The sequence below is a fragment of the Pseudomonas sp. Lz4W genome, from assembly GCF_000346225.2.
In the GTDB taxonomy this organism is placed as follows: domain Bacteria; phylum Pseudomonadota; class Gammaproteobacteria; order Pseudomonadales; family Pseudomonadaceae; genus Aquipseudomonas; species Aquipseudomonas paraversuta.
This window is the reverse complement of the sequence record NZ_CP017432.1, coordinates 3,608,435-3,630,562: the sequence shown is the minus strand read 5'-3', so window position 1 is coordinate 3,630,562 and position 22,128 is coordinate 3,608,435. Positions and strand designations below refer to the sequence as shown.

The 22,128-nt window shown below is 57.1% G+C and carries 19 protein-coding genes; 14 read left to right on the top strand and 5 right to left on the bottom strand.

Translation table 11 applies throughout. The features are described 5' to 3' along the window. Positions 1-45: 45 nt before the first annotated feature. The gene (gene yiaY, locus B195_RS16580) at positions 46-1,194 is read left to right on the top strand and encodes an L-threonine dehydrogenase (protein ID WP_003441132.1); all 1,149 of its coding nucleotides are present in this window, start codon (positions 46-48) and stop codon (positions 1,192-1,194) included. Positions 1,195-1,326: 132 nt separating this feature from the next. Here the strand turns inward: yiaY and B195_RS16575 are convergent, their stop codons facing one another. Beyond that, a complete protein-coding gene (locus tag B195_RS16575; protein WP_003441135.1) occupies positions 1,327-2,850 on the bottom strand; it encodes a fumarate hydratase in 1,524 nt (507 codons plus the stop codon). A gap of 319 nt (positions 2,851-3,169) precedes the next feature. Here B195_RS16575 and B195_RS16570 point away from each other — a divergent pair, with 319 nt between their 5' ends. Further along, positions 3,170-4,108 (top strand): iron-sulfur-binding ferredoxin reductase, encoded by a 939-nt coding sequence (locus B195_RS16570; protein ID WP_003441138.1) that lies wholly within the window; start codon positions 3,170-3,172, stop codon positions 4,106-4,108. Positions 4,109-4,251: 143 nt separating this feature from the next. Then, entirely contained in the window at positions 4,252-5,736 is a 1,485-nt protein-coding gene (gene prpD / locus B195_RS16565) for a 2-methylcitrate dehydratase (protein WP_003441141.1), read from the top strand. A 69-nt stretch (positions 5,737-5,805) separates the two neighbouring features. On the opposite strand, the gene B195_RS16560 is transcribed toward prpD, so the two are convergent. After that, the gene (locus B195_RS16560) at positions 5,806-6,624 is read right to left on the bottom strand and encodes a pyruvate, water dikinase regulatory protein (RefSeq protein WP_003441157.1); all 819 of its coding nucleotides are present in this window, start codon (positions 6,622-6,624) and stop codon (positions 5,806-5,808) included. 176 nt (positions 6,625-6,800) lie between these two features. On the opposite strand from B195_RS16560, the gene ppsA reads away from it, so the two are divergent. From ppsA to B195_RS16510, 9 genes are all read left to right on the top strand, one after another. Continuing rightward, positions 6,801-9,176 carry a phosphoenolpyruvate synthase gene (gene ppsA, locus B195_RS16550; RefSeq protein ID WP_003441160.1) on the top strand — a complete coding sequence of 792 codons (2,376 nt, stop codon included), beginning with the start codon at positions 6,801-6,803 and terminating at the stop codon, positions 9,174-9,176. 104 nt (positions 9,177-9,280) lie between these two features. After that, positions 9,281-10,270 (top strand): alpha/beta fold hydrolase, encoded by a 990-nt coding sequence (locus B195_RS16545; RefSeq protein WP_003441162.1) that lies wholly within the window; start codon positions 9,281-9,283, stop codon positions 10,268-10,270. A gap of 196 nt (positions 10,271-10,466) precedes the next feature. Continuing rightward, on the top strand, positions 10,467-10,958 hold the full coding sequence (rraA, locus tag B195_RS16540; protein WP_003441164.1) for a ribonuclease E activity regulator RraA: 492 nt from the start codon (positions 10,467-10,469) through the stop codon (positions 10,956-10,958). A gap of 24 nt (positions 10,959-10,982) precedes the next feature. Then, positions 10,983-11,978 (top strand): CorA family divalent cation transporter, encoded by a 996-nt coding sequence (locus B195_RS16535; RefSeq protein WP_003441165.1) that lies wholly within the window; start codon positions 10,983-10,985, stop codon positions 11,976-11,978. A gap of 63 nt (positions 11,979-12,041) precedes the next feature. Continuing rightward, on the top strand, positions 12,042-12,287 hold the full coding sequence (locus B195_RS16530; protein WP_003441167.1) for a hypothetical protein: 246 nt from the start codon (positions 12,042-12,044) through the stop codon (positions 12,285-12,287). Positions 12,288-12,289: 2 nt separating this feature from the next. Beyond that, positions 12,290-13,114 carry a mechanosensitive ion channel domain-containing protein gene (locus B195_RS16525; RefSeq protein WP_003441169.1) on the top strand — a complete coding sequence of 275 codons (825 nt, stop codon included), beginning with the start codon at positions 12,290-12,292 and terminating at the stop codon, positions 13,112-13,114. A 90-nt stretch (positions 13,115-13,204) separates the two neighbouring features. Then, entirely contained in the window at positions 13,205-13,795 is a 591-nt protein-coding gene (sigX, locus tag B195_RS16520) for an RNA polymerase sigma factor SigX (RefSeq protein ID WP_029612359.1), read from the top strand. A 107-nt stretch (positions 13,796-13,902) separates the two neighbouring features. Beyond that, positions 13,903-14,877, top strand: a complete 975-nt coding sequence (locus B195_RS16515; RefSeq protein WP_003441173.1) for an OmpA family protein — start codon at positions 13,903-13,905, stop codon at positions 14,875-14,877. A gap of 163 nt (positions 14,878-15,040) precedes the next feature. After that, on the top strand, positions 15,041-16,066 hold the full coding sequence (locus tag B195_RS16510) for a quinone-dependent dihydroorotate dehydrogenase (RefSeq protein ID WP_003441176.1): 1,026 nt from the start codon (positions 15,041-15,043) through the stop codon (positions 16,064-16,066). 144 nt (positions 16,067-16,210) lie between these two features. Here the strand turns inward: B195_RS16510 and rmf are convergent, their stop codons facing one another. After that, positions 16,211-16,426, bottom strand: coding sequence for a ribosome modulation factor (gene rmf, locus B195_RS16505; RefSeq protein ID WP_003441178.1), 216 nt, complete (start codon positions 16,424-16,426; stop codon positions 16,211-16,213). 541 nt (positions 16,427-16,967) lie between these two features. Here rmf and rlmKL point away from each other — a divergent pair. Next, a complete protein-coding gene (gene rlmKL / locus B195_RS16495; RefSeq protein WP_003441183.1) occupies positions 16,968-19,238 on the top strand; it encodes a bifunctional 23S rRNA (guanine(2069)-N(7))-methyltransferase RlmK/23S rRNA (guanine(2445)-N(2))-methyltransferase RlmL in 2,271 nt (756 codons plus the stop codon). Positions 19,239-19,353: 115 nt separating this feature from the next. Here rlmKL and dacB read toward each other — a convergent pair whose 3' ends face one another. Next, positions 19,354-20,820, bottom strand: coding sequence for a D-alanyl-D-alanine carboxypeptidase/D-alanyl-D-alanine-endopeptidase (dacB, locus tag B195_RS16490; protein WP_003441186.1), 1,467 nt, complete (start codon positions 20,818-20,820; stop codon positions 19,354-19,356). Positions 20,821-21,052: 232 nt separating this feature from the next. On the opposite strand from dacB, the gene B195_RS16485 reads away from it, so the two are divergent. Continuing rightward, complete coding sequence (locus B195_RS16485; protein WP_003441192.1) at positions 21,053-21,397, top strand: YggL family protein; 345 nt, start codon at positions 21,053-21,055, stop codon at positions 21,395-21,397. A 147-nt stretch (positions 21,398-21,544) separates the two neighbouring features. On the opposite strand, the gene B195_RS16480 is transcribed toward B195_RS16485, so the two are convergent. Beyond that, positions 21,545-22,126, bottom strand: a complete 582-nt coding sequence (locus B195_RS16480; RefSeq protein ID WP_003441193.1) for a cob(I)yrinic acid a,c-diamide adenosyltransferase — start codon at positions 22,124-22,126, stop codon at positions 21,545-21,547. Positions 22,127-22,128: the final 2 nt, after the last annotated feature.

The window sequence follows — 22,128 nt, the reverse complement described above, 5'->3', positions numbered from 1 at the left end:
ATTTATTCAGCGTCGCGGGCTGCACCCCGCCTTAGAGGACTCGCCATGACCAGCACATTTTTTATTCCCGCCGTGAACATAATGGGTAACGGTTGTCTGGATGAAGCGATGAGCGCGATTCGCAATTATGGGTTTCGCAAGGCGCTGATCGTGACTGATGCCGGGCTGGCCAAGGCCGGGGTAGCGACGCTGATCGCAGAAAAGCTGGGCTTGCAGGATATCGATTCGGTGGTTTTCGACGGCGCCAAGCCGAACCCGAGCATTGGCAACGTAGAGGCGGGCCTGAAGGTCCTCAAGCAGCATCAATGCGACTTTATTGTCTCGCTGGGCGGCGGTTCGCCCCACGACTGTGCCAAGGGGATTGCGCTGTGCGCCACCAACGGCGGGCATATTCGTGATTACGAAGGCGTCGATCGGTCGGCCAAACCACAACTGCCGCTGGTTTCGATCAACACCACGGCGGGTACGGCCAGTGAGATGACGCGTTTTTGCATCATTACTGACGAAGAGCGCCATGTGAAAATGGCAATTGTCGACCGCAACGTAACACCGCTGCTGTCGGTCAACGACCCGCAACTGATGGTGGCAATGCCCAAGGGGCTTACGGCTGCGACCGGTATGGACGCGCTGACCCACGCCATTGAAGCCTATGTGTCGACGGCGGCCAACCCGATTACCGATGCCTGTGCAATTAAAGCCATGGAGCTGATCAGTCAGAACTTGCGTCAGGCAGTATCCGACGGCAAGGATCTGACCGCCCGGGAGAACATGGCCTACGCGCAGTTCCTGGCGGGCATGGCGTTCAACAATGCGTCGCTGGGGTTTGTGCACGCCATGGCGCACCAGTTGGGTGGCTTCTATGACTTGCCGCACGGGGTGTGCAACGCGGTACTGCTACCCCATGTGCAAACCTTTAACGCTCATGTGTGTGCGGCTCGCCTGACCGACGTGGCCCACGCGCTGGGCGCCGATGTACGGGGTTTGAGTCCGGAGGAGGGTGCGCAAGCAGCCATTGCGGCGATTCGGACCCTGGCCAAGGATGTTGAAATTCCGGCGGGGCTGCGGGATCTGGGGGCCAAGCTGGATGACATCCCGATTCTGGCAACCAACGCGCTGAAAGATGCCTGTGGTTTTACCAACCCGCGCAAGGCAGATCAGGGGCAGATTGAAGAAATCTTCCGTAACGCGTTTTAACATCCTGCAGGAGCGCACTTTTTAGCGCAGCAACGAAAAGCTCGAGAGCCAGCTCGCTCCTACAGTGAAGTGGCATAAAAAAACGGCCGGGTGATTAACCCGGCCGTTTTTTTGTGTCTGGCTTAGAAGGGCTTACTGCACTTCAACGGCCAGGCTTTCGCTGATTTTCTTCTGCCAGATTGCCGGGCCGGTGATGTGCACCGACTCGCCTTTACTGTCGACAGCCACGGTAACCGGCATGTCTTTTACGTCGAACTCGTAGATCGCTTCCATGCCCAGTTCGGCAAAGGCGACTACGCGGGATTTCTTGATGGCTTGAGCCACCAGATACGCTGCACCGCCAACCGCCATCAAGTACACGGCTTTGTGGTCCTTGATCGCTTCGATAGCGGTCGGGCCGCGCTCGGATTTGCCGATCATGCCCAGCAGGCCGGTCTGATCCAGGATCTGGCGGGTGAACTTGTCCATCCGCGTGGCTGTGGTCGGACCGGCAGGCCCCACTACTTCGTCGCCGACCGGATCAACCGGGCCCACGTAATAGATGAAGCGACCCTTGAGGTCGACCGGCAAGGTTTCGCCGCGGTTGAGCATTTCGACCATGCGCTTGTGCGCAGCGTCGCGACCGGTGAGCATTTTGCCGTTGAGCAAAACGGTCTCGCCCGGCTTCCAGCTTTGCACGTCTTCCGGGGTCAGGGTGTCCAGGTCTACACGGCGTGCCGATGGACCTGCTTCCCAGACGATTTGCGGGTAGGCGTCCAGCGGTGGTGCCTCGAGTTCGGCCGGGCCGGAACCGTCGAGCACAAAATGCGCATGGCGGGTGGCCGCGCAGTTCGGGATCATGCACACCGGCAAGGAAGCGGCGTGGGTCGGGTAGTCCATGATTTTTACGTCGAGCACGGTGGTCAGGCCGCCAAGGCCCTGGGCGCCGATGCCCAGCTGGTTGACCTTCTCGAACAGCTCAATACGCATCTCTTCGATACGGCTGGACGGGCCGCGCTTGATCAGGTCGTGGATGTCGATGGATTCCATCAACACTTCCTTGGCCATTACCGCTGCTTTTTCAGCCGTGCCGCCGATACCGATGCCGAGCATGCCCGGTGGACACCAGCCTGCACCCATGGTCGGAACGGTCTTGAGTACCCAGTCAACGATCGAGTCGGACGGGTTGAGCATGGCCATTTTCGACTTGTTTTCGGAGCCGCCGCCCTTGGCTGCTACGTCCACTTCCACGGTGTTGCCCGGAACGATGGAGTAGTGGATAACTGCCGGGGTGTTGTCCTTGGTGTTGCGACGAGCACCGGCCGGGTCGGCCAGGATCGAAGCCCGCAGGACGTTTTCCGGGAGGTTGTAAGCGCGACGCACGCCTTCGTTGATCATGTCGTCCAGGCCCATGGTGGCGCCGGTCCAGCGCACATCCATGCCCACACGCACGAATACGGTGACGATGCCGGTGTCCTGGCAAATCGGGCGGTGGCCGGTGGCACACATGCGCGAGTTGATCAGGATTTGCGCCATCGAGTCACGGGCCGCTGGCGATTCTTCGCGCAGGTAAGCCTCGTGCATGGCCTGGATGAAGTCCACGGGGTGGTAGTAGGAAATGAACTGCAGGGCGTCAGCAACGCTCTGAATCAGGTCGTCTTGCTTGATCACGGTCATGGGTCGCGCTCCTCTATAAGACGGGAACATTCAATAAGGTGTTTGCGACCTGGGTCTATCGGTCTGTCGAAAACATCTTTGCTGGGCATACCGGGCACGGAGGGCCGGTACAAAAAAGGCGCGGCAGTATAACCCGGCGTACGACTTGATACACCTGCGGGGGGTATAAACGAAGGTCGGGGGTATTTGTAGCCGCTGGCGAAGGCTGCGCCGGACCTTGGCTTTTCACATTCGGGGCCGCTGCGCGGCCTGTGGCAGGCAGCGGCTACAGGCTTATCGGATTATCATGCAGCACTGAATCTCTTACAGGACATATGAAGTGCCCGAGTTACACGTCGCTGACCGGCGCTGGTCGGTTCCCCAGGATGCCAATTTGCTCGATAGCCTCAATCAGGCCGGTGTGGCGGTGCCTTACAGCTGCCGTGCCGGCAGTTGCCATGCCTGTCTGGTGCGTTGTGTGCGTGGCGAGCCGGCCGATCTCAAGCCCGATGCATTGAGCCGCGCCCAGCGCGAACAAGGCTGGCGCCTGGCCTGTCAGTGTCAGGTGGTGGAGGACTTGCAGCTTGAAGCCTTCGATCCGATCCGCGATGGCTTGCCCGCCGAGGTGCTGAGTGTCGACTGGTTGAGCCCGACGGTGTTGCGCTTGCGGTTGTTGCCCGGGCGTTCGCTGCGTTATCGCGCCGGTCAGCATATGGTGTTGTGGACAGCCAGCGGTGTCGCGCGTCCGTATTCGCTAGCCAGCCTGCCGGATGAAGAGCGGTTTCTGGAATTCCACCTCGATTGCGCCCATGCCGGTGAGTTTGTCAGCGCCGCACGTCAGTTGCGGGTTGGCGATCCGCTGCGGTTGGGGGAGCTGCGTGGCGGCGCCCTGCGTTACGACCCCGACTGGCAGGAGCAGCCGCTCTGGCTGCTGGCGTCCGGCACCGGGCTGGGGCCGTTGTATGGCGTACTGCGCGAGGCGCTGCGTCAGGACCATCAAGGGCCGATCCGTCTGATCCATGTGGCCCGGGATGCCGCTGAACACTACCTTAAGGCTGAACTGCAGGCGCTGGCGGCCGCTGAGCCAAATCTGCAGGTCGAGTGGGTCGAACGTGCCCGGTTAGCGGACTTTCTGGCCGGGCTGAGGGTGGATTCGCGCCAGACCCATGCTTTGGTCTGCGGTCACCCCGACAGTGTCGAGGCCTTCGCCAAGCGTTTGTTTCTGGCGGGGCTGGCGCGCAACCGGCTGCTGGCAGACGCCTTTTTAACCCGCAGCTGAACGCAAGTACGACTTAAGCCCTCTACAGTGGGAGGCTGTCTGACTGTAGAAACCTACTTGAGCGGGCGCTCCAGACCCGCATGATCACGCCGAGCCTGAGGATGGAACACACCTTTTAATTATCCGCACTGGAGCAATTATCAATGAGTGCCAACGTCGACCTCAACAATCGTCCCGACTATGACCGCGTCTTGCAGGACATTGCCGATTACGTCCTGACTTACACCATCACTTCGCCCGAAGCCCTGAACACTGCCCGCCACTGTCTGCTGGACACCTTGGGCTGTGGCTTGCTGGCGTTGCGTTTTCCGGAGTGCACCAAGCACCTGGGGCCGATAGTCGAGGGCACGCTGGTGCCCTTTGGTGCCCGTGTGCCGGGCACTTCGTTGCGGCTGGACCCGGTCAAGGCGGCGTGGGACATCGGCTGCATCGTGCGCTGGCTGGATTACAACGACACCTGGCTGGCGGCGGAGTGGGGTCATCCTTCGGATAATCTGGGGGGCATTCTGGCGGTGGCCGATCACCTGTCGCAAAAGCGGGTGGCCAATGGCGAAGCGCCGCTGAGGGTGAGGGCGGTGCTTGAGGCCATGATTATGGCCCATGAGATTCAGGGGGTGATTGCCCTGGAAAACTCCTTCAACCGTGTAGGACTCGATCACGTGCTGTTGGTGAAAGTCGCTTCGACGGCGGTCTGCGCCAAGCTGATGGGGGCTGACCGCGAGCAGTTGCTGTCGGCATTGTCCCATGCCTTTGTCGATGGCCAGGCGCTGCGCACCTACCGCCATGCACCCAATGCCGGGTCGCGAAAATCCTGGGCGGCCGGGGATGCGTCGAGTCGTGGCGTGCGTCTGGCGGATATCGCGATGCGCGGCGAGATGGGGGTTCCCGGGGTGCTGACGGCGCCGCAGTGGGGTTTTTACGATGTGCTGTTCAGCCATACCAACAAGGATCTGGCGCTCAAGCCTGAAGGCCAGCGTCAGTTCAGCCTGTCCCGGCCCTATGGCACTTATGTGATGGAAAACGTGCTGTTCAAGATCAGTTTTCCGGCCGAATTTCATGCACAAACCGCTTGTGAAGCGGCGGTAACCTTGCATCCGCAGGTCAAGGATCGTCTGCATGAGATCGAAAAAATTGTGATTACAACCCACGAATCAGCGATTCGGATCATTTCCAAGCAGGGCAAATTGGCCAACGCAGCGGATCGGGATCACTGCATTCAATACATGACGGCTGTGCCGCTGGCCTTTGGCAATTTGGTGGCGGAGCAGTACGAGGATGATTTTCACGCGGCGCATCCGATCATCGATCAGTTGCGCGAGAAGATGGTGATTGTTGAGGAGCCGCGTTTTACCCGCGAATACCTGGAGGCCGACAAGCGCTCGATTGCCAACGGGATTCAGGTGTTTTTCAGCGATGGCAGCAGCACCGGGCAAGTGGTGGTGGAGTATCCGGTTGGCCATCGTCGGCGGCGTGCCGAAGGTATTCCGTTGCTGGAAGACAAGTTCAAGGCCAATTTGGCGACGCGCTTTGTGGGCCAGCGTTGCAAGCAGATTTTTGCGCTGTGCAAGGACCAGGCGGCGCTGGAGGCGACACCGGTTCATACATTTGTGGATTTGTTGGTGATGTAAACCCGCTGTAGCCCCAGAGCAATGATTGCGGGAGCTGGCTTGCCAGCTCCCACAGAGTAAGGGCCGGGGTTATTTGAAACGTCGCTCCACGCCTTTTTCGACCAGGATTTTGGCCGAGATTTCTTCCACCGAAAAATGCGTGGAATTGATGTGGGGAATGTTTTCGCGCTGGAACAGTAACTCGACCTCGCGCACTTCAAACTCGCATTGGGCGTAGCTTGAATAGCGACTGTTGGGTTTGCGCTCGTTGCGAATGGCGGTCAGGCGGTCAGGGTCAATGGTCAGGCCGAAGAGTTTATGTTTGTGGGCGCTCAAGGCCGCCGGCAACTTGAGGCTTTCCATGTCGTCATCGGTCAGCGGGTAGTTGGCCGCCCGAATGCCGAATTGCATTGCCATATAAAGGCAGGTCGGGGTTTTGCCGCAGCGTGACACGCCCACCAGGATCAGGTCGGCTTTGTCGTACTTGTGGGTGCGGGCGCCATCGTCGTTGTCGAGGGCAAAGTTCACGGCTTCGATTCGCTCCATGTAATTGGAGTTGTGGCCGATGGAGTGGGATTTGCCCACCGAGTACGAGGAATGCTCATCCAGCTCTTGCTCCAGTGGTGCAAGGAAGCTGGAGAAAATATCGATCATGAAGCCATTGGAGGTGGCGAGGATCTCGCGAATATCCTGATTGACGATAGTGTCGAAGATAATCGGCCGAAGTCCGTCTTTTTCGGCGGCGTTGTCGATTTGTTGTACCATTGCCCGCGCTTTGTCCACGCTGTCTATATAGGGCCGTGTGAACTTGCTGAAGGTCACATTTTCAAATTGTGCCAACAAACTTTGGCCCAGGGTTTCGGCAGTAATGCCGGTGCCATCGGAGATAAAGAAAGCAGATCGTTTCATTTGCGCCTTGGGCCTTAAGCTGGTGACGATTGTTGGATATGATAGGTGCGATTTGTCGCGCTACATGGCCGGCAGTGTCACTTATTTTCCAGGTCCAGGCCACAATCGCTGCGATGCCCCCCAGATGAGCATTCAGCGCCCTGAGCTTTTCCAACACAGTTAGTGGAGAGATCACCTTGGTAGAGTACGTAGTTTCCCTCGATAAGCTCGGCGTCCATGATGTAGAGCATGTGGGGGGCAAGAACGCATCCCTCGGCGAGATGATCAGTAATCTTGCAGGCGCTGGTGTTTCGGTTCCCGGTGGTTTTGCCACCACCTCCCAGGCATATCGTGATTTTCTTGAGCTGAGCGGCTTGAACGATCAGATTCATGCGGCGCTGGACGCGCTGGATGTCGATGACGTGAACGCCCTGGCCCGCACCGGTGCCCAGATCCGTCAATGGATCATGGAAGCCGAGTTCCCGGAAAAGCTCAACGCAGAAATCCGTACCGCTTTCGCAACCTTGTCCCAGGGCAACCCGGACATGGCTGTTGCCGTGCGCTCCTCGGCCACCGCCGAAGATCTGCCGGATGCCTCCTTTGCCGGTCAGCAAGAAACTTTTCTGAACATCCGTGGTGTCGAGAACGTGATCCGTGCGGCCAAAGAGGTATTTGCCTCCTTGTTCAACGATCGTGCGATTTCTTACCGCGTGCACCAGGGTTTTGACCACAAACTGGTCGCCCTGTCGGCAGGTGTGCAGCGCATGGTGCGCTCCGAAACCGGCACCGCGGGTGTGATGTTCACCCTGGACACCGAGTCGGGTTTCCGTGATGTAGTGTTTATCACCGGCGCCTACGGCCTGGGCGAAACCGTTGTGCAGGGCGCGGTCAACCCGGACGAGTTCTACGTCCACAAGCAGACTCTGGAAGCCGGTCGCCCGGCGATTTTGCGCCGCAACCTGGGCAGCAAGGCAATCAAGATGATTTACGGCGAAGAAGCCAGCGCCGGCAAGTCGGTCAAGGTGATCGACGTTGACAAGGCCGACCGTGCCCGCTTCTGCCTGACCGACGCTGAAGTCAGCGAGCTGGCCAAGCAGGCGATGATCATCGAGAAGCACTACAAGTGCCCGATGGACATCGAATGGGCCAAAGACGGTGACGACGGCAAGCTGTACATCGTTCAGGCGCGTCCTGAAACCGTGAAAAGCCGCAGTGCCGGCAATGTCATGGAACGCTATCTGTTGAAAGAAACCGGCACGGTGCTGGTGGAAGGTCGGGCAATCGGTCAGCGTATCGGCGCAGGCAAGGTGCGCATCATCAAGGACGTGTCCGAGATGGACAAAGTCCAGCCGGGCGACGTTCTGGTCTCTGACATGACTGACCCGGACTGGGAACCGGTCATGAAGCGCGCCAGCGCCATCGTCACCAACCGTGGCGGGCGTACCTGTCACGCGGCGATCATCGCGCGCGAGCTGGGGATTCCGGCCGTGGTCGGTTGCGGCAACGCAACCCAGTTGTTGAAAGACGGCCAGGGCGTGACTGTTTCCTGTGCCGAAGGTGACACCGGTTTCATCTTCGAAGGCGAGCTGGGCTTCGACATCAAGAAAAACTCGGTTGATGCCATGCCGGAACTGCCGTTCAAAATCATGATGAACGTCGGTAACCCGGATCGCGCGTTTGACTTCGCACAGTTGCCGAACGCCGGTGTGGGTCTGGCCCGTCTGGAGTTCATCATCAACCGTATGATCGGTGTGCACCCCAAGGCACTGCTGAACTACGACGGTCTGCCTCAGGAAATCAAGGACAGCGTCGACAAACGTATCGCTGGCTATGACGACCCGGTCGGTTTCTATGTCGAGAAACTGGTTGAAGGCATCAGCACCCTGGCCGGTGCCTTCACTCCGAAGAAAGTGATAGTGCGTCTGTCGGACTTCAAGTCCAACGAATACGCGAACCTGATCGGCGGCAAGCTGTACGAGCCGGAAGAAGAGAACCCGATGCTGGGCTTCCGCGGTGCTTCGCGTTACATCAGCGAAAACTTCCGTGATTGTTTCGAGCTCGAGTGCCGCGCCCTCAAGCGTGTGCGCAACGAGATGGGCTTCACCAACGTCGAAATCATGGTGCCGTTCGTGCGCACCCTGGGTGAGGCGAGCCAGGTCATCGACCTGCTGGCTGAAAACGGCCTCAAGCGTGGTGAAAACGGCCTGCGCATCATCATGATGTGCGAGTTGCCGTCCAACGCGATTCTGGCTGAAGAGTTCCTTGAGTTCTTCGACGGTTTCTCCATCGGTTCCAACGACCTGACCCAGTTGACCCTGGGGCTGGACCGCGACTCCGGTGTCATCGCGCACTTGTTTGACGAGCGTAACCCGGCAGTTAAAAAGTTGCTGTCCAATGCTATCCAGGCCTGCAACAAGGTTGGCAAGTACATCGGTATTTGCGGTCAGGGCCCGTCCGATCATCCGGATCTGGCGCTGTGGTTGATGGAGCAGGGCATTGAAAGTGTGTCCCTGAACCCTGACACCGTGCTGGAAACCTGGTTCTTCCTGGCGGAAGGTCAAGCCCAGGCTTGAGTCGTTGAGAGAAGGGCGGGGCAGCCAATGGGCTGCTCTGCTCTTTATAAGCAGTGGTAGGGCGAGTTCCTCTATGGAGTCGCCCTTTTTTGTGCAAGAGCATTATGCAAAGCAGCAGTCATCTTTTTCCCGTTGCCCTGATTAGCGCTGAGCGTCGGGGTGATCTAAGCGAAGACGTTTATCGCTTGAAACCCGCCAATAGCCCGGACATTTCCGTGGAGCTGGTGGTGACGCGCCTGGGCATGGCTGACGCCAGCGAAGTGCGCGGTGTGCCGGTTATCCTGTTGCACGGCAGCTTTTCCAATCGTCGGTTCTGGTACTCGCCCAAAGGTGTGGGGCTGGGGGCATTTCTGGCCCGGGCCGGCTTTGATGTGTGGTTGCCCGAAATGCGCGGTCATGGTCTTTCGTCACGCAATATCCATTGGGGCAAGAATCGGGTGGCGGATTACGCCCGTTATGATTTGCCGGCCATCGGCGCATTCGTGCGCGAGCAAAGCGGGGATATCCCGCACTGGATCGGTCACTCTCAAGGCGGCATCAGCCTGGCAGCGGCCCTTGGTGGACAGTATCTGGGGGATGAGGACGTGGCCTCGGCGGCATTTTTTGGGTGCCAGATCAACCGCCGTTACTGGTCACTGAAAATTCCGCCGGTGCAGTGGTGCGCTTATCTGCTGTTGAAGCGCTTTGCGCAGCTCTCGGGTTCGCGGCTTAAGCGTGGTCCGGAAGACGAGCCCATCAGCATGGCCCTGGAAACCTTGCGCTGGAATGGTTTCATGGGTGGCTTCAAAGATGCACAAAGAGATTGGTGGGCAGGGCTGGCCGAGGTTCAGGTGCCGGTACTGGCCGTTGCTGCCGCGGGCGATCAGCAAACGCCGGAGTGGGCGTGCCGAAAACTCTACGATCAGTTGGGCTCGCAGCAGCGTACTTTTGTCACGCTGGGGCGCCAGCAGGGTTTCACTTCTGACTTCAGTCACGTAGAAATGCTGGTTAGCCAGGCGGCTCGGCAGGAAGTCTGGCCGTTGGTGCGTAACTGGTTGATGCAGCACTCCGTGCCGGCGGCCGAAGAAGGGCATGCCCGGGTCAGCGGTTTTTAATCCGGGGCGCTGAGTGCTGCAGGTGCTGGCAGGTCGGTGACGCCGCTTGTGATTATGGTCACATTTGGCGTCCTGGCTTGTGCTGTGATCTCGCTGATGGATGCGTAAACATATACAGTCAGCCTGTACCAGAGCGTCTATAAAGTAGTGTTGTCGTATTTCTCCCTGCTGCGCCATCCGAAACAGGAGTTATTCCATGAATCACTACATCACTCCCGATCTGTGTGATGCCTACCCTGAGTCTGTTCAGGTGCTTGAGCCGATGTTCAGCAATTTTGGCGGACGGGACTCCTTTGGTGGTGAGATCGTGACCATCAAGTGCTTCGAGGACAATTCCCGGGTCAAGGAGCAAGCCGAGCTCAATGGCAAGGGCAAAGTCCTGGTTGTTGATGGCGGGGGCTCTCTGCGTCATGCCCTGCTGGGCGACATGATTGCCGAAAAAGCATCGAAGAACGGTTGGGAAGGGCTGGTGATTTACGGTTGTATCCGTGATGTCGATGTTCTCGCTCAAACTGACCTGGGGGTGCAGGCCTTGGCCAGCCACCCGCTCAAGTCCGTCAGGCGTGGTCTTGGTGATGTGAATGTGCCAGTGACGTTTGCAGGTGTCACATTTCGTCCCGGAGAATTCATTTACGCCGATAACAATGGCGTTATCATTTCTCCAGTTGCTCTGAAAATGCCGGACTAAACGCTTTAACACTAAGGATCATGGATGTTCGAGGACGAAAACGCTCAATGGGGGCTGGTGCATGCGCTGGTGCTGGACGGTGAAGGCGGTGCGCGCTCGATCGCTCGCACCGAGCTGAACGGTCTGCAGTTGCAGGCGCATGAAAGCATTTGGTTGCATTGGGATCGCAGTCACCCGCAAACCCAGAGCTGGTTGCGGGACTCCAGTGGTTTAAGTGACTTCAGCTGTGATTTGCTGCTTGAAGAAAACACCCGTCCTCGTTTGCTGTCACTGCCCGACAGTGAGCTGCTGCTGTTTTTGCGCGGGGTCAATCTGAACCCCGGGGCAGAGCCCGAAGACATGGTCTCGCTGCGGATCTTTGGCAGTGCCCAGCGGGTTATTTCTTTGCGGATGCGTCCGTTGCGGGCCACTGACGAGCTGCTCGGTGAGTTTGCCGTGGGTGAAGGCCCCAAAAATCCGGCTGAACTGATCCTTTATCTGGCTCAGCACCTGACATTGAAGGTGCAGGATTTGATAAGCGAGCTGTCAGAAATCGTCGATGACGAAGAAGATAAAATAGATGCCGACGAACGGTATACGCCGGAGCATGGATCTATTCTGCAGATTCGTCGGAGGGCTGCCGCTTTGCGTCGTTTTCTGGCACCGCAAAGGGATATTTTCGGACAGCTCACACGGACAAAATTACCGTGGTTCAGCTCTGATGATGCTGATTACTGGAACGAGCTGAACAACAGCCTGACCCGCTATCTGGAAGAACTCGAGTTGACCCGCGAGCGCGTGGGGCTGGTACTTGAGGCTGAAGATCGTCGTTTGAACGTGCGCATGAGTCGCATCATGTATCGCTTCGGCGTGCTTACCGGGATATTCCTGCCCATCACCTTTCTTACCGGTTTGCTCGGGATCAACGTGGGCGGTGTACCGCTCTCCAACGACCCCTATGGTTTTGCCGTGATTTGCATTTTGATGCTGATCATTGGTGTCGGTCAGTGGTGGTTTTATCGTCGTTTGCAGTGGCTTTGAACGGGGCGCATGTGACGCCGATAAAGTTGTTCGCGTCTTTTACAGACATACCGAGAGGTGCTTATGCACGATCCGTTTGAACAGTCATTACGTGAAATGCTCAAGGCGCCGCCGTCCACGCGGGACGATGACGCCTGCCTGGGCCGAGTACTGAAAACCGCTAACCGCCAGGTAGGCGCGGGCGATCTTTTCAGCTTGCTGGGGCGCTGGGTGCAAGCACTGATGATTGCTTTGAACAGCGGTTCGGCTCATATTGCGCCCGTTTCGCGACGCAAACCTGTTGCTCGCCCTGCTGATAAGGCTGATTGAACATGGAACTTGATCTCTGGACCCAGAGCCTGGTCACGGCAATGACTGCCTTGTGGACTAAAATTGCCAACTTCATCCCTAACCTTTTCGGGGCGTTGGTGGTGGTGCTGCTGGGCTTCGTTGTAGCCAAGCTGCTGGATACCCTGCTGTCGAAGCTGCTCGCCAAGTTGGGTCTTGACCGTTTGATGGGTGGCACCGGTCTCACCAAGATTCTGGGGCGCGCAGGCATTCAGGTCCCGATTTCGACCCTGATTGGCAAAATCGTCTATTGGTTTATTCTGCTGATCTTTCTGGTCTCCGCCGCGCAGTCGCTGGGGCTGGAACGTGTCTCTGCTACGCTTGACATCTTTACGCTGTATTTGCCCAAGGTCTTTGGTGCGCTGCTAGTGTTGTTGGTAGGTGTGCTGGTTGCACAGTTGCTCAACGGTCTTGTACGTGGCGCTGCCGAGAGTGTCGGGTTTGATTACGCAGGCGGTCTGGGGCGTGTGGCACAGGGTCTGGTGATCATCATCAGTATTTCCGTGGCAATCAGCCAGCTGGAGGTCAAGACTGACCTGCTTAACCATGTAATTGTGATTGTACTGATTACCGTTGGCCTGGCTGTGGCCCTGGCCATGGGTCTGGGAAGTCGGGAGATTGCAGGGCAGATCCTCGCCGGGATCTATGTGCGTGAGCTGTATCAGGTTGGGCAGGACGTTCGAGTGGGTGAGGTTGCAGGTCAGATTGAAGAAATAGGCACGGTTAAAACCACGTTGCTGACTGATGAGGGTGAGCTAGTCTCCATCTCTAATCGGATCTTGCTGGAGCAGCACGTGACCAGCCGCTGATGCGGCAAACCCTGCTAATGTATGCCACCGCAAAAAAGCCTGTTTCCAAGGCTGCGGCGGACATTGACCTGACTGTCGGCACGACTCGTTTTGAATAAAGCCCAATCGCTATCCATGCGCTACGACCCCCGCGAGCTCTCTGATGAGGAGTTGGTGGCGCGCGCGCATGATGAGTTGTTTCACGTCACGCGCGCCTATGAAGAACTGATGCGACGCTATCAGCGCACCTTGTTCAACGTTTGTTCAAGATATTTAGGGAACGATAGGGACGCTGATGATGTCTGTCAGGAAGTGATGCTAAAGGTGCTGTATGGTCTGAAGAATTTCGAGGGCAAATCGAAATTCAAAACATGGCTATATAGTATTACTTACAACGAATGTATTACGCAGTATCGAAAGGAACGGCGAAAGCGTCGCTTGATGGACGCATTAAGTATTGACCCCCTCGAGGAAGCGTCCGAAGAAAAGGCGCCGAAACCTGAGGAAAAGGGCGGACTTGATCGCTGGCTGGTGCATGTGAACCCGATAGATCGTGAAATTTTAGTGCTGCGTTTTGTCGCAGAACTGGAATTTCAGGAAATCGCAGACATAATGCATATGGGTTTGAGTGCGACAAAGATGCGTTACAAGCGTGCTCTTGATAAATTACGTGAGAAATTTGCAGGTATTGCTGAAACTTAGTTCAGCGCAAATTGCTCTACGTGTAGGCAAGGTCTGATAGACTTGTCGCCGAGTTGTCCCCCGGATATGTGGGACTGCTTTACAATCACCAGATGGGGATTTAACGGATGAAACTGAAAAACACCTTGGGCATTGCCATTGGTTCCTTTGTAGCCGCAACTTCGTTCGGTGCCCTGGCACAAGGCCAAGGCGCGGTCGAGGGTGAACTGTTCTACAAAAAACAGTACAACGACAGCGTCAAGTCCGTAGAAGACGGTTACAACCCAGGCGCATCGATCGGTTACTTCCTGACCGACGACGTTTCGTTGAACCTGACCTACGACACGACTAACCACACCCGTTCCACCAAGGGTGACCATCAGAAAATCAAAGGCGACAACTTTGGTCTGAACGCTCAGTACCACTTCGGCACCGTAGGTGACGCTCTGCGTCCATACGTTTCCGGCGGTGTTGCTCACAAGAGCATGACCGGCGTTGAGGCCAATGGCCACAGCGGTCGCGACAAGTCGACTTTCCTGACTGCAGGCGCTGGTGTTAAGTGGTACATCACTGACAACCTGTTCGCCCGTGCAGGCGTTGAAGCTGACTACAAACTGGACAACGGCAAGTGGGACTACGCTCCTACCGTTGGCCTGGGTGTGAACTTCGGCGGCAACGGCGGTAAAGTAGCTCCTGCTCCAGTTCCAGCGCCAGCACCAGTTGCTGAGCCAGAGCCAGAAGCTCCGATCGCTGAAGTGGTTCGCGTTGAACTTGACGTGAAATTCGACTTCGACAAGTCGGTTGTTAAATCGCAGTACATGCCTGACATCAACAACGTTGCTGATTTCATGAAGCAGTACCCTGCGACCAACACTACTGTTGCTGGTTACACTGACAGCATCGGTCCAGACGCCTACAACCAAAAACTGTCGCAACGTCGTGCTGACGCTGTTCGTGCAGCTCTGGTTAACCAAGGTGTTGCAGCTAACCGTGTAGACGCTGTTGGTCACGGTGAAGCTAACCCAGTTGCAAGCAACGCAACTGAAGAAGGCCGTGCTCTGAACCGTCGCGTAGAAGCTACCGTTCAAGCAGAAGCTAAGTAATTTTTAGCTAGGCTGTTCAGAAAAACCCGGCTTAGGCCGGGTTTTTCTTTGCCTGCGATTTAGCCCGGCAGGGGCATTGTGATGCGTCTGCCCCTCGCTTGCGCAGGGGATGCGCGGCTATAATCGCGCCCTTATTCAAGTCATCTTCGAGACCATTGAGCCCATGTATAACCTGGCCCGCCAGTTGCTCTTCAAACTATCCCCAGAAACCTCTCACGATCTGTCCCTGGATTTGATCGGTGCGGGTGGCCGTCTGGGGCTCAACAGTTTGTTGTGCAAGACACCGGCAAAACTGCCAGTGACCGTCATGGGACTCGATTTTCCGAACCCGGTGGGGTTGGCGGCAGGTCTCGATAAAAATGGTGCGGCCATTGATGGCTTTGCACAGCTGGGTTTTGGCTTCGTCGAGATTGGTACGGTTACGCCGCGCCCTCAGCCAGGCAACCCGAAACCGAGAATCTTTCGATTGCCTGAAGCACAGGCAATCATCAATCGTATGGGGTTTAACAACCTTGGGGTTGATCACCTGCTGACGCGGGTTCAGGCTGCCAGGTACAGCGGTATTCTGGGCATCAATATTGGCAAGAACTTCGATACACCGGTTGAGCGCGCAGTCGACGACTACCTGATCTGCCTGGACAAGGTGTATACCCACGCCAGCTATGTAACGGTCAACGTCAGTTCGCCGAATACACCTGGATTGCGCAGCCTGCAATTCGGTGATTCGCTCAAGCAATTGCTTGAAGCCCTACAACTGCGTCAGAACGAACTGACGCAACGCCACGGCAAACGAGTACCGCTGGCGATCAAGATTGCCCCGGACATGACTGACGAAGAAACCGTCCTGGTAGCCCAGGCACTGCTTGAGACGGGGATGGATGCAGTGATTGCGACCAACACCACCCTGAGTCGTGTCGGGGTTGAGGGTATGGAGCATGGTGACGAGGCCGGTGGTCTGTCTGGCGCGCCGGTTCGCGACAAGAGCACCCATACGGTCAAGGTACTGGCGGCAGAGCTGGCAGGGCGCATGCCGATCATTGCCGCCGGCGGGATCACTGAAGGCAAGTACGCAGCCGAGAAAATCGCTGCTGGTGCTAGCCTGGTCCAGCTCTACTCGGGCTTTATCTACAAGGGGCCAGCCTTGATTCGTGAGTCGGTCGACGCCATTTCTGCTCTGGTTCGAAAATAACAGTTTGCAAAAGGGTAATTGCGTCGACAGGCAGGCATAAAAAAGGGCTCCCAAAAGGAGCCCTTGGGCCGAAGCCCGCCGCCCGGATAGGACGGCATGGTTAAGTCGTTACATCTTCGAGGTGATGTCGGATTATGCCCGGTGTTAGCCGACGGCGTGGAGTTCGTTGAGTTTGTGGATGCCCGCAGTGCCAGTCATACCGTCCCAGTTGTCGCCGCGTCCTTCGCGCCAGCCGTTAATCCAGGCTTGGCGTACCGACGGTAGAGTAAAAGGGCAAAGCTCACGGGACTTTCCATGAACGCCGTATTGATATCCGCGTATAAAAGCTTTTTCCAACGGATCACGCTTAAGTCTTCTCATAGGGTGTTGCCCTCACTTGTTGACTGTTTTATATAGCGTCGACCTACCAAGGGTCGGGGCAGAGTGTTCTGCCGTTGGTGTGCTCGCTGCCGGCGTGGCGAGCATTTTGTTGGCGCCTGTGCGGCGACAACCTAGGTTCAGTTCTAACCAATGCGCCAAGGCGTGTGAATGATCGTTTTGTCATAAGGACGTAACGATAATGGTGTTAAGGCCATAAGAACGGCTGCTTTTGCATGGCCGGTTTCGCCCAAAGCCTGATAGGGCGAGTGTTTACAAAGATGATGTGTTTCATTCTCTGCTGCGAATACCTATCCATAGCGCTGGGAGACTATTCGACGAAGGGTCTGATCATGACCATTTGTTTCTCGATGAATGACCTGCCTCTGCGTCTAAACTCTTCGTGCCTCAGGGCATGACTGATCGCGGGGGTGGAACGGCACAGTTTCGTGCCACACGAGCGCTCTTCAAGAAAAGCGCTTGATTGAAAACGGAGCAGGCAATGCGTTGTCTGCTCACTGATAGCTAAAAGCTCAGGAATCCCATGTCGGATCGTTACGAATTCTTCCTTACTTGTCCCAAAGGCCTTGAAGGCCTTCTCCTTGAGGAGGCTACCGGCCTTGGTCTTGAGGAAGCCCGCGAGCACACCTCGGCCATTCGTGGCATGGCAACTATGGAAACTGCCTACCGCCTGTGCCTCTGGTCGCGTCTTGCCAACCGAGTGTTGCTGGTGCTCAAGCGCTTCCCGATGAAAGATGCGGAAGACCTGTACCACGGTGTGCTGGATATCGAATGGCAAGACCATATGGTTCCGGACGGCACCCTCGCCGTTGAATTCAGTGGCCATGGCTCAGGCATCGATAACACCCACTTTGGCGCCCTGAAAGTTAAAGACGCCATCGTCGACAAGCTGCGCACACCGTCCGGCGAGCGTCCTTCCATCGACAAGATCAGTCCCGATATTCGCATTCACTTGCGCCTTGATCGCGGCGAAGCGATTTTGTCCCTGGACTTGTCGGGCAGCAGCTTGCACCAGCGCGGCTACCGTCTGCAGCAAGGTGCTGCACCGCTGAAAGAAAACCTGGCAGCAGCCATTTTGATCCGTGCCGGATGGCCGCGTATGGCCGCCGAAGGCGCAGCCCTGGCTGACCCGATGTGCGGTGTGGGTACCTTCCTGGTCGAAGGCGCGATGATTGCTGCCGATATGGCGCCAAACCTCAACCGTATTCACTGGGGTTTTGACGCCTGGCTGGGCCATGTGCCGGCGATCTGGAAGAAGCTGCATGAAGAAGCCACAGCGCGTGCAGAGGCCGGCATGGCCAAACCGCCGTTGTGGATTCGTGGCTATGAAGCTGATCCGCGTCTGATCCAGCCTGCCCGCAACAACATTGAACGTGCGGGCTTGAGTCACTGGATCAAGATCTACCAGGGTGAAGTCGCGACCTTTGAGCCGCGCCCTGATCAGAACCAGAAAGGTCTGGTTATCTGTAACCCTCCGTACGGCGAGCGTCTGGGGGATGAGGCTAGCTTGCTCTATCTCTACCAGAACCTTGGCGAGCGCCTGCGTCAGGCCTGTCTGAACTGGGAAGCGGCAGTGTTTACCGGCGCCCCGGATCTGGGCAAGCGCATGGGTATTCGCAGTCACAAACAGTATTCGTTCTGGAACGGCGCCTTGCCGTGCAAGTTGTTGCTGATCAAGGTCGTCCCGGATCAGTTCGTCACTGGCGAGCGCCGCACGCCTGAGCAGCGTCAGGCTGAGCGTGAGCAGGTCGAATCTGATCTGCCGTCCAACATCGAAGCTCCGGGCAAGTACGAGAAGTTCAACAAGAACGGCAACCCGATCAAGCCGGCTCCTGTGGTAATCGAGCAGCCGCGCTTGAGCGAAGGCGGGCAGATGTTTGCCAACCGTCTGCAAAAGAACCTCAAAGCGCTGGGCAAGTGGGTCAAGCGCGAAGGTATTGATTGCTACCGTGTATACGACGCCGATATGCCTGAGTACTCGATGGCTATCGACCTGTATCACGACTGGGTTCACGTCCAGGAATACGTGGCGCCAAAATCCATCGATCCGGAAAAAGCCTCGGCCCGTATGTTCGATGCCCTGGCGGCAATTCCGCAGGCGCTGAACATCGATAAAAGCCGCGTCATCGTCAAACGTCGCGAGCGCCAGAGCGGCACCAAGCAGTACGAGCGTCAAAGCGCCCAGGGCAAGTTCACTGAGGTCAATGAGGGTGGCGTGAAGCTGCTGGTGAACCTCACGGACTATCTGGACACCGGGTTGTTCCTTGACCACCGCCCGATGCGGATGCGCATTCAGAAGGAAGCGGCCGGCAAGCGCTTCCTCAATCTGTACTGCTACACCGCAACAGCCAGCGTTCACGCGGCCAAGGGCGGCGCACGCAGCACTACCAGCGTCGACCTGTCGAAAACATACCTGGACTGGGCGCGACGCAACTTGTCCCTTAACGGTTTCTCGGACAAGAACCGTCTGGAGCAGGGCGATGTGATGGCGTGGCTGGATGCCTGCCGTGAAGAGTACGACCTGATCTTTATCGATCCGCCGACCTTCTCCAACTCCAAGCGCATGGAAGGCATCTTCGATGTCCAGCGTGATCATGTGCAGTTGCTGGACCTGGCCATGGCGCGTCTGGCGCCGGGTGGCGTGTTGTACTTCTCGAACAACTTCCGCAAATTTATCCTCGATGAAAATCTGGAAGCGCGTTATGCGGTAGAAGAAATTACCGCCAGCACCATCGATCCGGACTTTGCCCGCAACAGCAAAATCCACCGTGCCTGGAAAATCACGGCTCGTTAAGAGCAGTGACACCGGCATAAATAAAAACGCCCCCGATCTTGTGATCGGGGGCGTTTTTTATTGTGGGCTAAATGCCCGCGGCGCTACAGAATCATAGTGGCTATGGCCTGCAAATTTATTGCGCGATAGATACCGAGCTGTTGGCCAGGGCAGGCTGGCGATACAGGTCGAGCAGTACCTGGTCGAGAATCGATGAAGCGCCCCATGGGCGAGGGTCGTTGAGGATGGCCACGACTGCCCATGTATGACCGTTGCTGTCGCGGCTAAAGCCTGAAATCGCGCGCACGGTATTGAGGGTGCCGGTTTTGATATGGGCCTGGCCGTTCATGGCTGTGGTTTTCAGACGTTTACGCATGGTGCCGTCTTTACCGGCAATGGGCATAGAGCTGATGAACTCGGCCGCATACGGACTTTTCCAGGCGGCCTGGAGCATTTGCGCCATTTCCCGCGCGCTGACTCGTTCGGCCCGTGACAGTCCGGAGCCGTTCTCCATGACCAGATGGGGCGCGGTAATGCCTTTCTTGGCCAGCCACTGGCGTATGACACGCTGTGCAGCCTTGGCGTCGTCACCATCGGCATCGCTACGGAACTGCGCGCCCAGGCTCAGGAACAGTTGCTGGGCCATGGTGTTGTTACTGTACTTGTTGATGTCGCGAATGATCTCTGCCAGATCCGGTGAGTAGGCCCGGGCCAGCAATTTGGCATTTTTGGGCACGGCGGCCTGACGGTTCTGCCCCTGAATGCTGCCGCCCAGTTCTTTCCAGATGGCGCGTACCGCACCGGCGGTATAAGTCGCATGGTCGAGCAAGGACAGGTAGGTCTGGGAGTTGCAGCCATCGGCCAGCTGGCCGCTGACGGTGACCAGGACCGACCCGTCGGCCTGGGTAACGGGGTTGTAGCGAACATCACCCGTGCATTGCTTGGTGTTGACGGCCTTTACCTGATTGTCGATCCGGATGCTGGCAATCGGTGGTTCGACCGAGATCAGCACCTTGCCGGCATCATTGCGTGCAACAAAGCGCAGGGCTTTAAGGTTGACCATCAGTGAGTCGGGTTTGACCAGGAACGGTTTGTTCTTGTCGTTACCGTCGTCATCAAACACCGGCAGCTGTGGTTGCTCGAAGAAACTGCGGTCAAGCACCAGGTCGCCGGTGATTTGCTGCACGCCGTTGGCTCGCAGGTCGCGCATCAGCAGCCAGAGTTTTTCCATGTTCAGCTTGGGATCGCCACCACCCTTGAGGTACAGGTTGCCCTGCAGGATGCCGTTGCTCAGGGTGCCGTCGGTATAGAACTCGGTTTTCCACTGATGGGTCGGGCCGAGCATTTCCAGGGCCGCGTAGGTGGTCACCAGCTTCATGGTGGAGGCGGGGTTCATCGATACGTCGGCATTGAAGACTGTTGGAGTGCCGGGGCCATCCAGGGGGATCATGACCAATGACAGTGCATCGTTTTGCAGCTTGTTGGTCTTGAGGGCTTGCTGGACTTTTGGCGAAAGAGTGGTGTTGACGGGGGCGGCGTTGGCGCCGAAGGCGAGCGGCAAAAACAGGCTGGCCAGAAGCAATGGTCGTAAAGATTTGATCATATGAAGTAAAACCCTGCAGGCGAGGGGAGAAAATAAGAGGGCATGATAAATAAGCCCTCGATAGTCATAAAAGTATCGGCATTATGCCCCAAGGTCAGCGGGCTTGTGCATCGCTGTGATGCAGGTATTGGCTGATTAAATACAGAAAACGATGAACCGTTCACATGGAACCGGGCAACTGCGGCCTTAAGCTGCTAAAGTGCCGCCCGTAATTACTTATGAGGATTGTTCAATGGCTACTAATCGTTCCCAGCGTCTGCGCAAAAAACTGTGCGTTGATGAATTTCAGGAGCTGGGTTTTGAGCTGAACCTGGATTTCAAAGAAGACCTGTCGGAAGAGGCTATCGATGCATTCCTCGCAGCGTTTTTGAAAGAAGCCATGGAAGCTAACGGTCTGGGCTATGTTGGCGGCGACGACTACGGTCTGGTTTGCCTGCAGAAGCGCGGCTCGGTCAGCGAAGAGCAGCGTGCCGCTGTTGAAGCCTGGTTGAAAGCTCGCCCAGAGCTGACCAGCGTTGAAGTTAGCCCGCTGTTGGACGTGTGGTACCCGGAAAAGCCAATCAATCCGGTAGCCTGATGTCAAATGAAGGCAGCCCCAGTGGCTGCCTTCATGTTTTACCCCCGCCTGCATCTGGCCCGCTTCGGGCAGCGCTTTACTCTCTTTCTGCTTTTTGACCGCAACCTTGTGCGTGACTTCGCGCGGGTGGCACTTTTTGAGCTGCCATCAAGCCCCGGGCTTTGCTGCTGCCTGCCATAGAATTTCAGCGATCCCCTGCCGCTTGGCGATCAGGCGGGCTGCGACGAACAGTAAATCTGACAGACGGTTGATATACGCCAGGCCTGCCCCGGTCATGGGCTCAACTGCATTGAGTTGTTGGCAGCGACGTTCGGCACTGCGTGCCAGGCTGCGACAAACATGAGCTTGCGCGATCAGGCTCGAGCCGCCGGGCAGAATGAAGTTTTCCAGCGGGCCCAGTTCTTCGTTCCAGCGGTCAATCGCCGCTTCAAGTCTTTCGATTTCAAGGTTGTCGAGCGCCTGGTAGGCCGGCATGGCCAACTCGCCGCCCAGATCAAACAGCCGATGCTGACACGGCTCAAGTACTTCAATCAGCTCATTGAGCCCCGGGCATTGCGCGCTGTGCTCGGTGAGTCCGGCCAGCAACAGGCCGACCTGGCTGTTAAGGCTGTCGACCTCACCAATGGCTTCTATTCGCGGATGGTCCTTGGGGACACGGCGCCCGTCACCCAGGCCGGTTTCGCCCTTGTCGCCCGTGCGGGTATAAATCTTCGATAAACGAAAGCCCATGT

Coding starts and splice junctions, on each gene's coding strand:
- yiaY (WP_003441132.1), top strand. CDS start 46: ATGACCAGCACATTTTTTATTCCCGCCGTGAACATAATGGGTAACGGT.
- B195_RS16510 (WP_003441176.1), top strand. CDS start 15,041: ATGTATAACCTGGCCCGCCAGTTGCTCTTCAAACTATCCCCAGAAACC.
- rlmKL (WP_003441183.1), top strand. CDS start 16,968: ATGTCGGATCGTTACGAATTCTTCCTTACTTGTCCCAAAGGCCTTGAA.
- B195_RS16575 (WP_003441135.1), bottom strand. CDS start 2,850: ATGACCGTGATCAAGCAAGACGACCTGATTCAGAGCGTTGCTGACGCC.
- dacB (WP_003441186.1), bottom strand. CDS start 20,820: ATGATCAAATCTTTACGACCATTGCTTCTGGCCAGCCTGTTTTTGCCG.
- B195_RS16525 (WP_003441169.1), top strand. CDS start 12,290: ATGGAACTTGATCTCTGGACCCAGAGCCTGGTCACGGCAATGACTGCC.
- B195_RS16530 (WP_003441167.1), top strand. CDS start 12,042: ATGCACGATCCGTTTGAACAGTCATTACGTGAAATGCTCAAGGCGCCG.
- rraA (WP_003441164.1), top strand. CDS start 10,467: ATGAATCACTACATCACTCCCGATCTGTGTGATGCCTACCCTGAGTCT.
- B195_RS16560 (WP_003441157.1), bottom strand. CDS start 6,624: ATGAAACGATCTGCTTTCTTTATCTCCGATGGCACCGGCATTACTGCC.
- prpD (WP_003441141.1), top strand. CDS start 4,252: ATGAGTGCCAACGTCGACCTCAACAATCGTCCCGACTATGACCGCGTC.
- B195_RS16485 (WP_003441192.1), top strand. CDS start 21,053: ATGGCTACTAATCGTTCCCAGCGTCTGCGCAAAAAACTGTGCGTTGAT.
- B195_RS16535 (WP_003441165.1), top strand. CDS start 10,983: ATGTTCGAGGACGAAAACGCTCAATGGGGGCTGGTGCATGCGCTGGTG.
- B195_RS16545 (WP_003441162.1), top strand. CDS start 9,281: ATGCAAAGCAGCAGTCATCTTTTTCCCGTTGCCCTGATTAGCGCTGAG.
- B195_RS16515 (WP_003441173.1), top strand. CDS start 13,903: ATGAAACTGAAAAACACCTTGGGCATTGCCATTGGTTCCTTTGTAGCC.
- rmf (WP_003441178.1), bottom strand. CDS start 16,426: ATGAGAAGACTTAAGCGTGATCCGTTGGAAAAAGCTTTTATACGCGGA.
- B195_RS16480 (WP_003441193.1), bottom strand. CDS start 22,126: ATGGGCTTTCGTTTATCGAAGATTTATACCCGCACGGGCGACAAGGGC.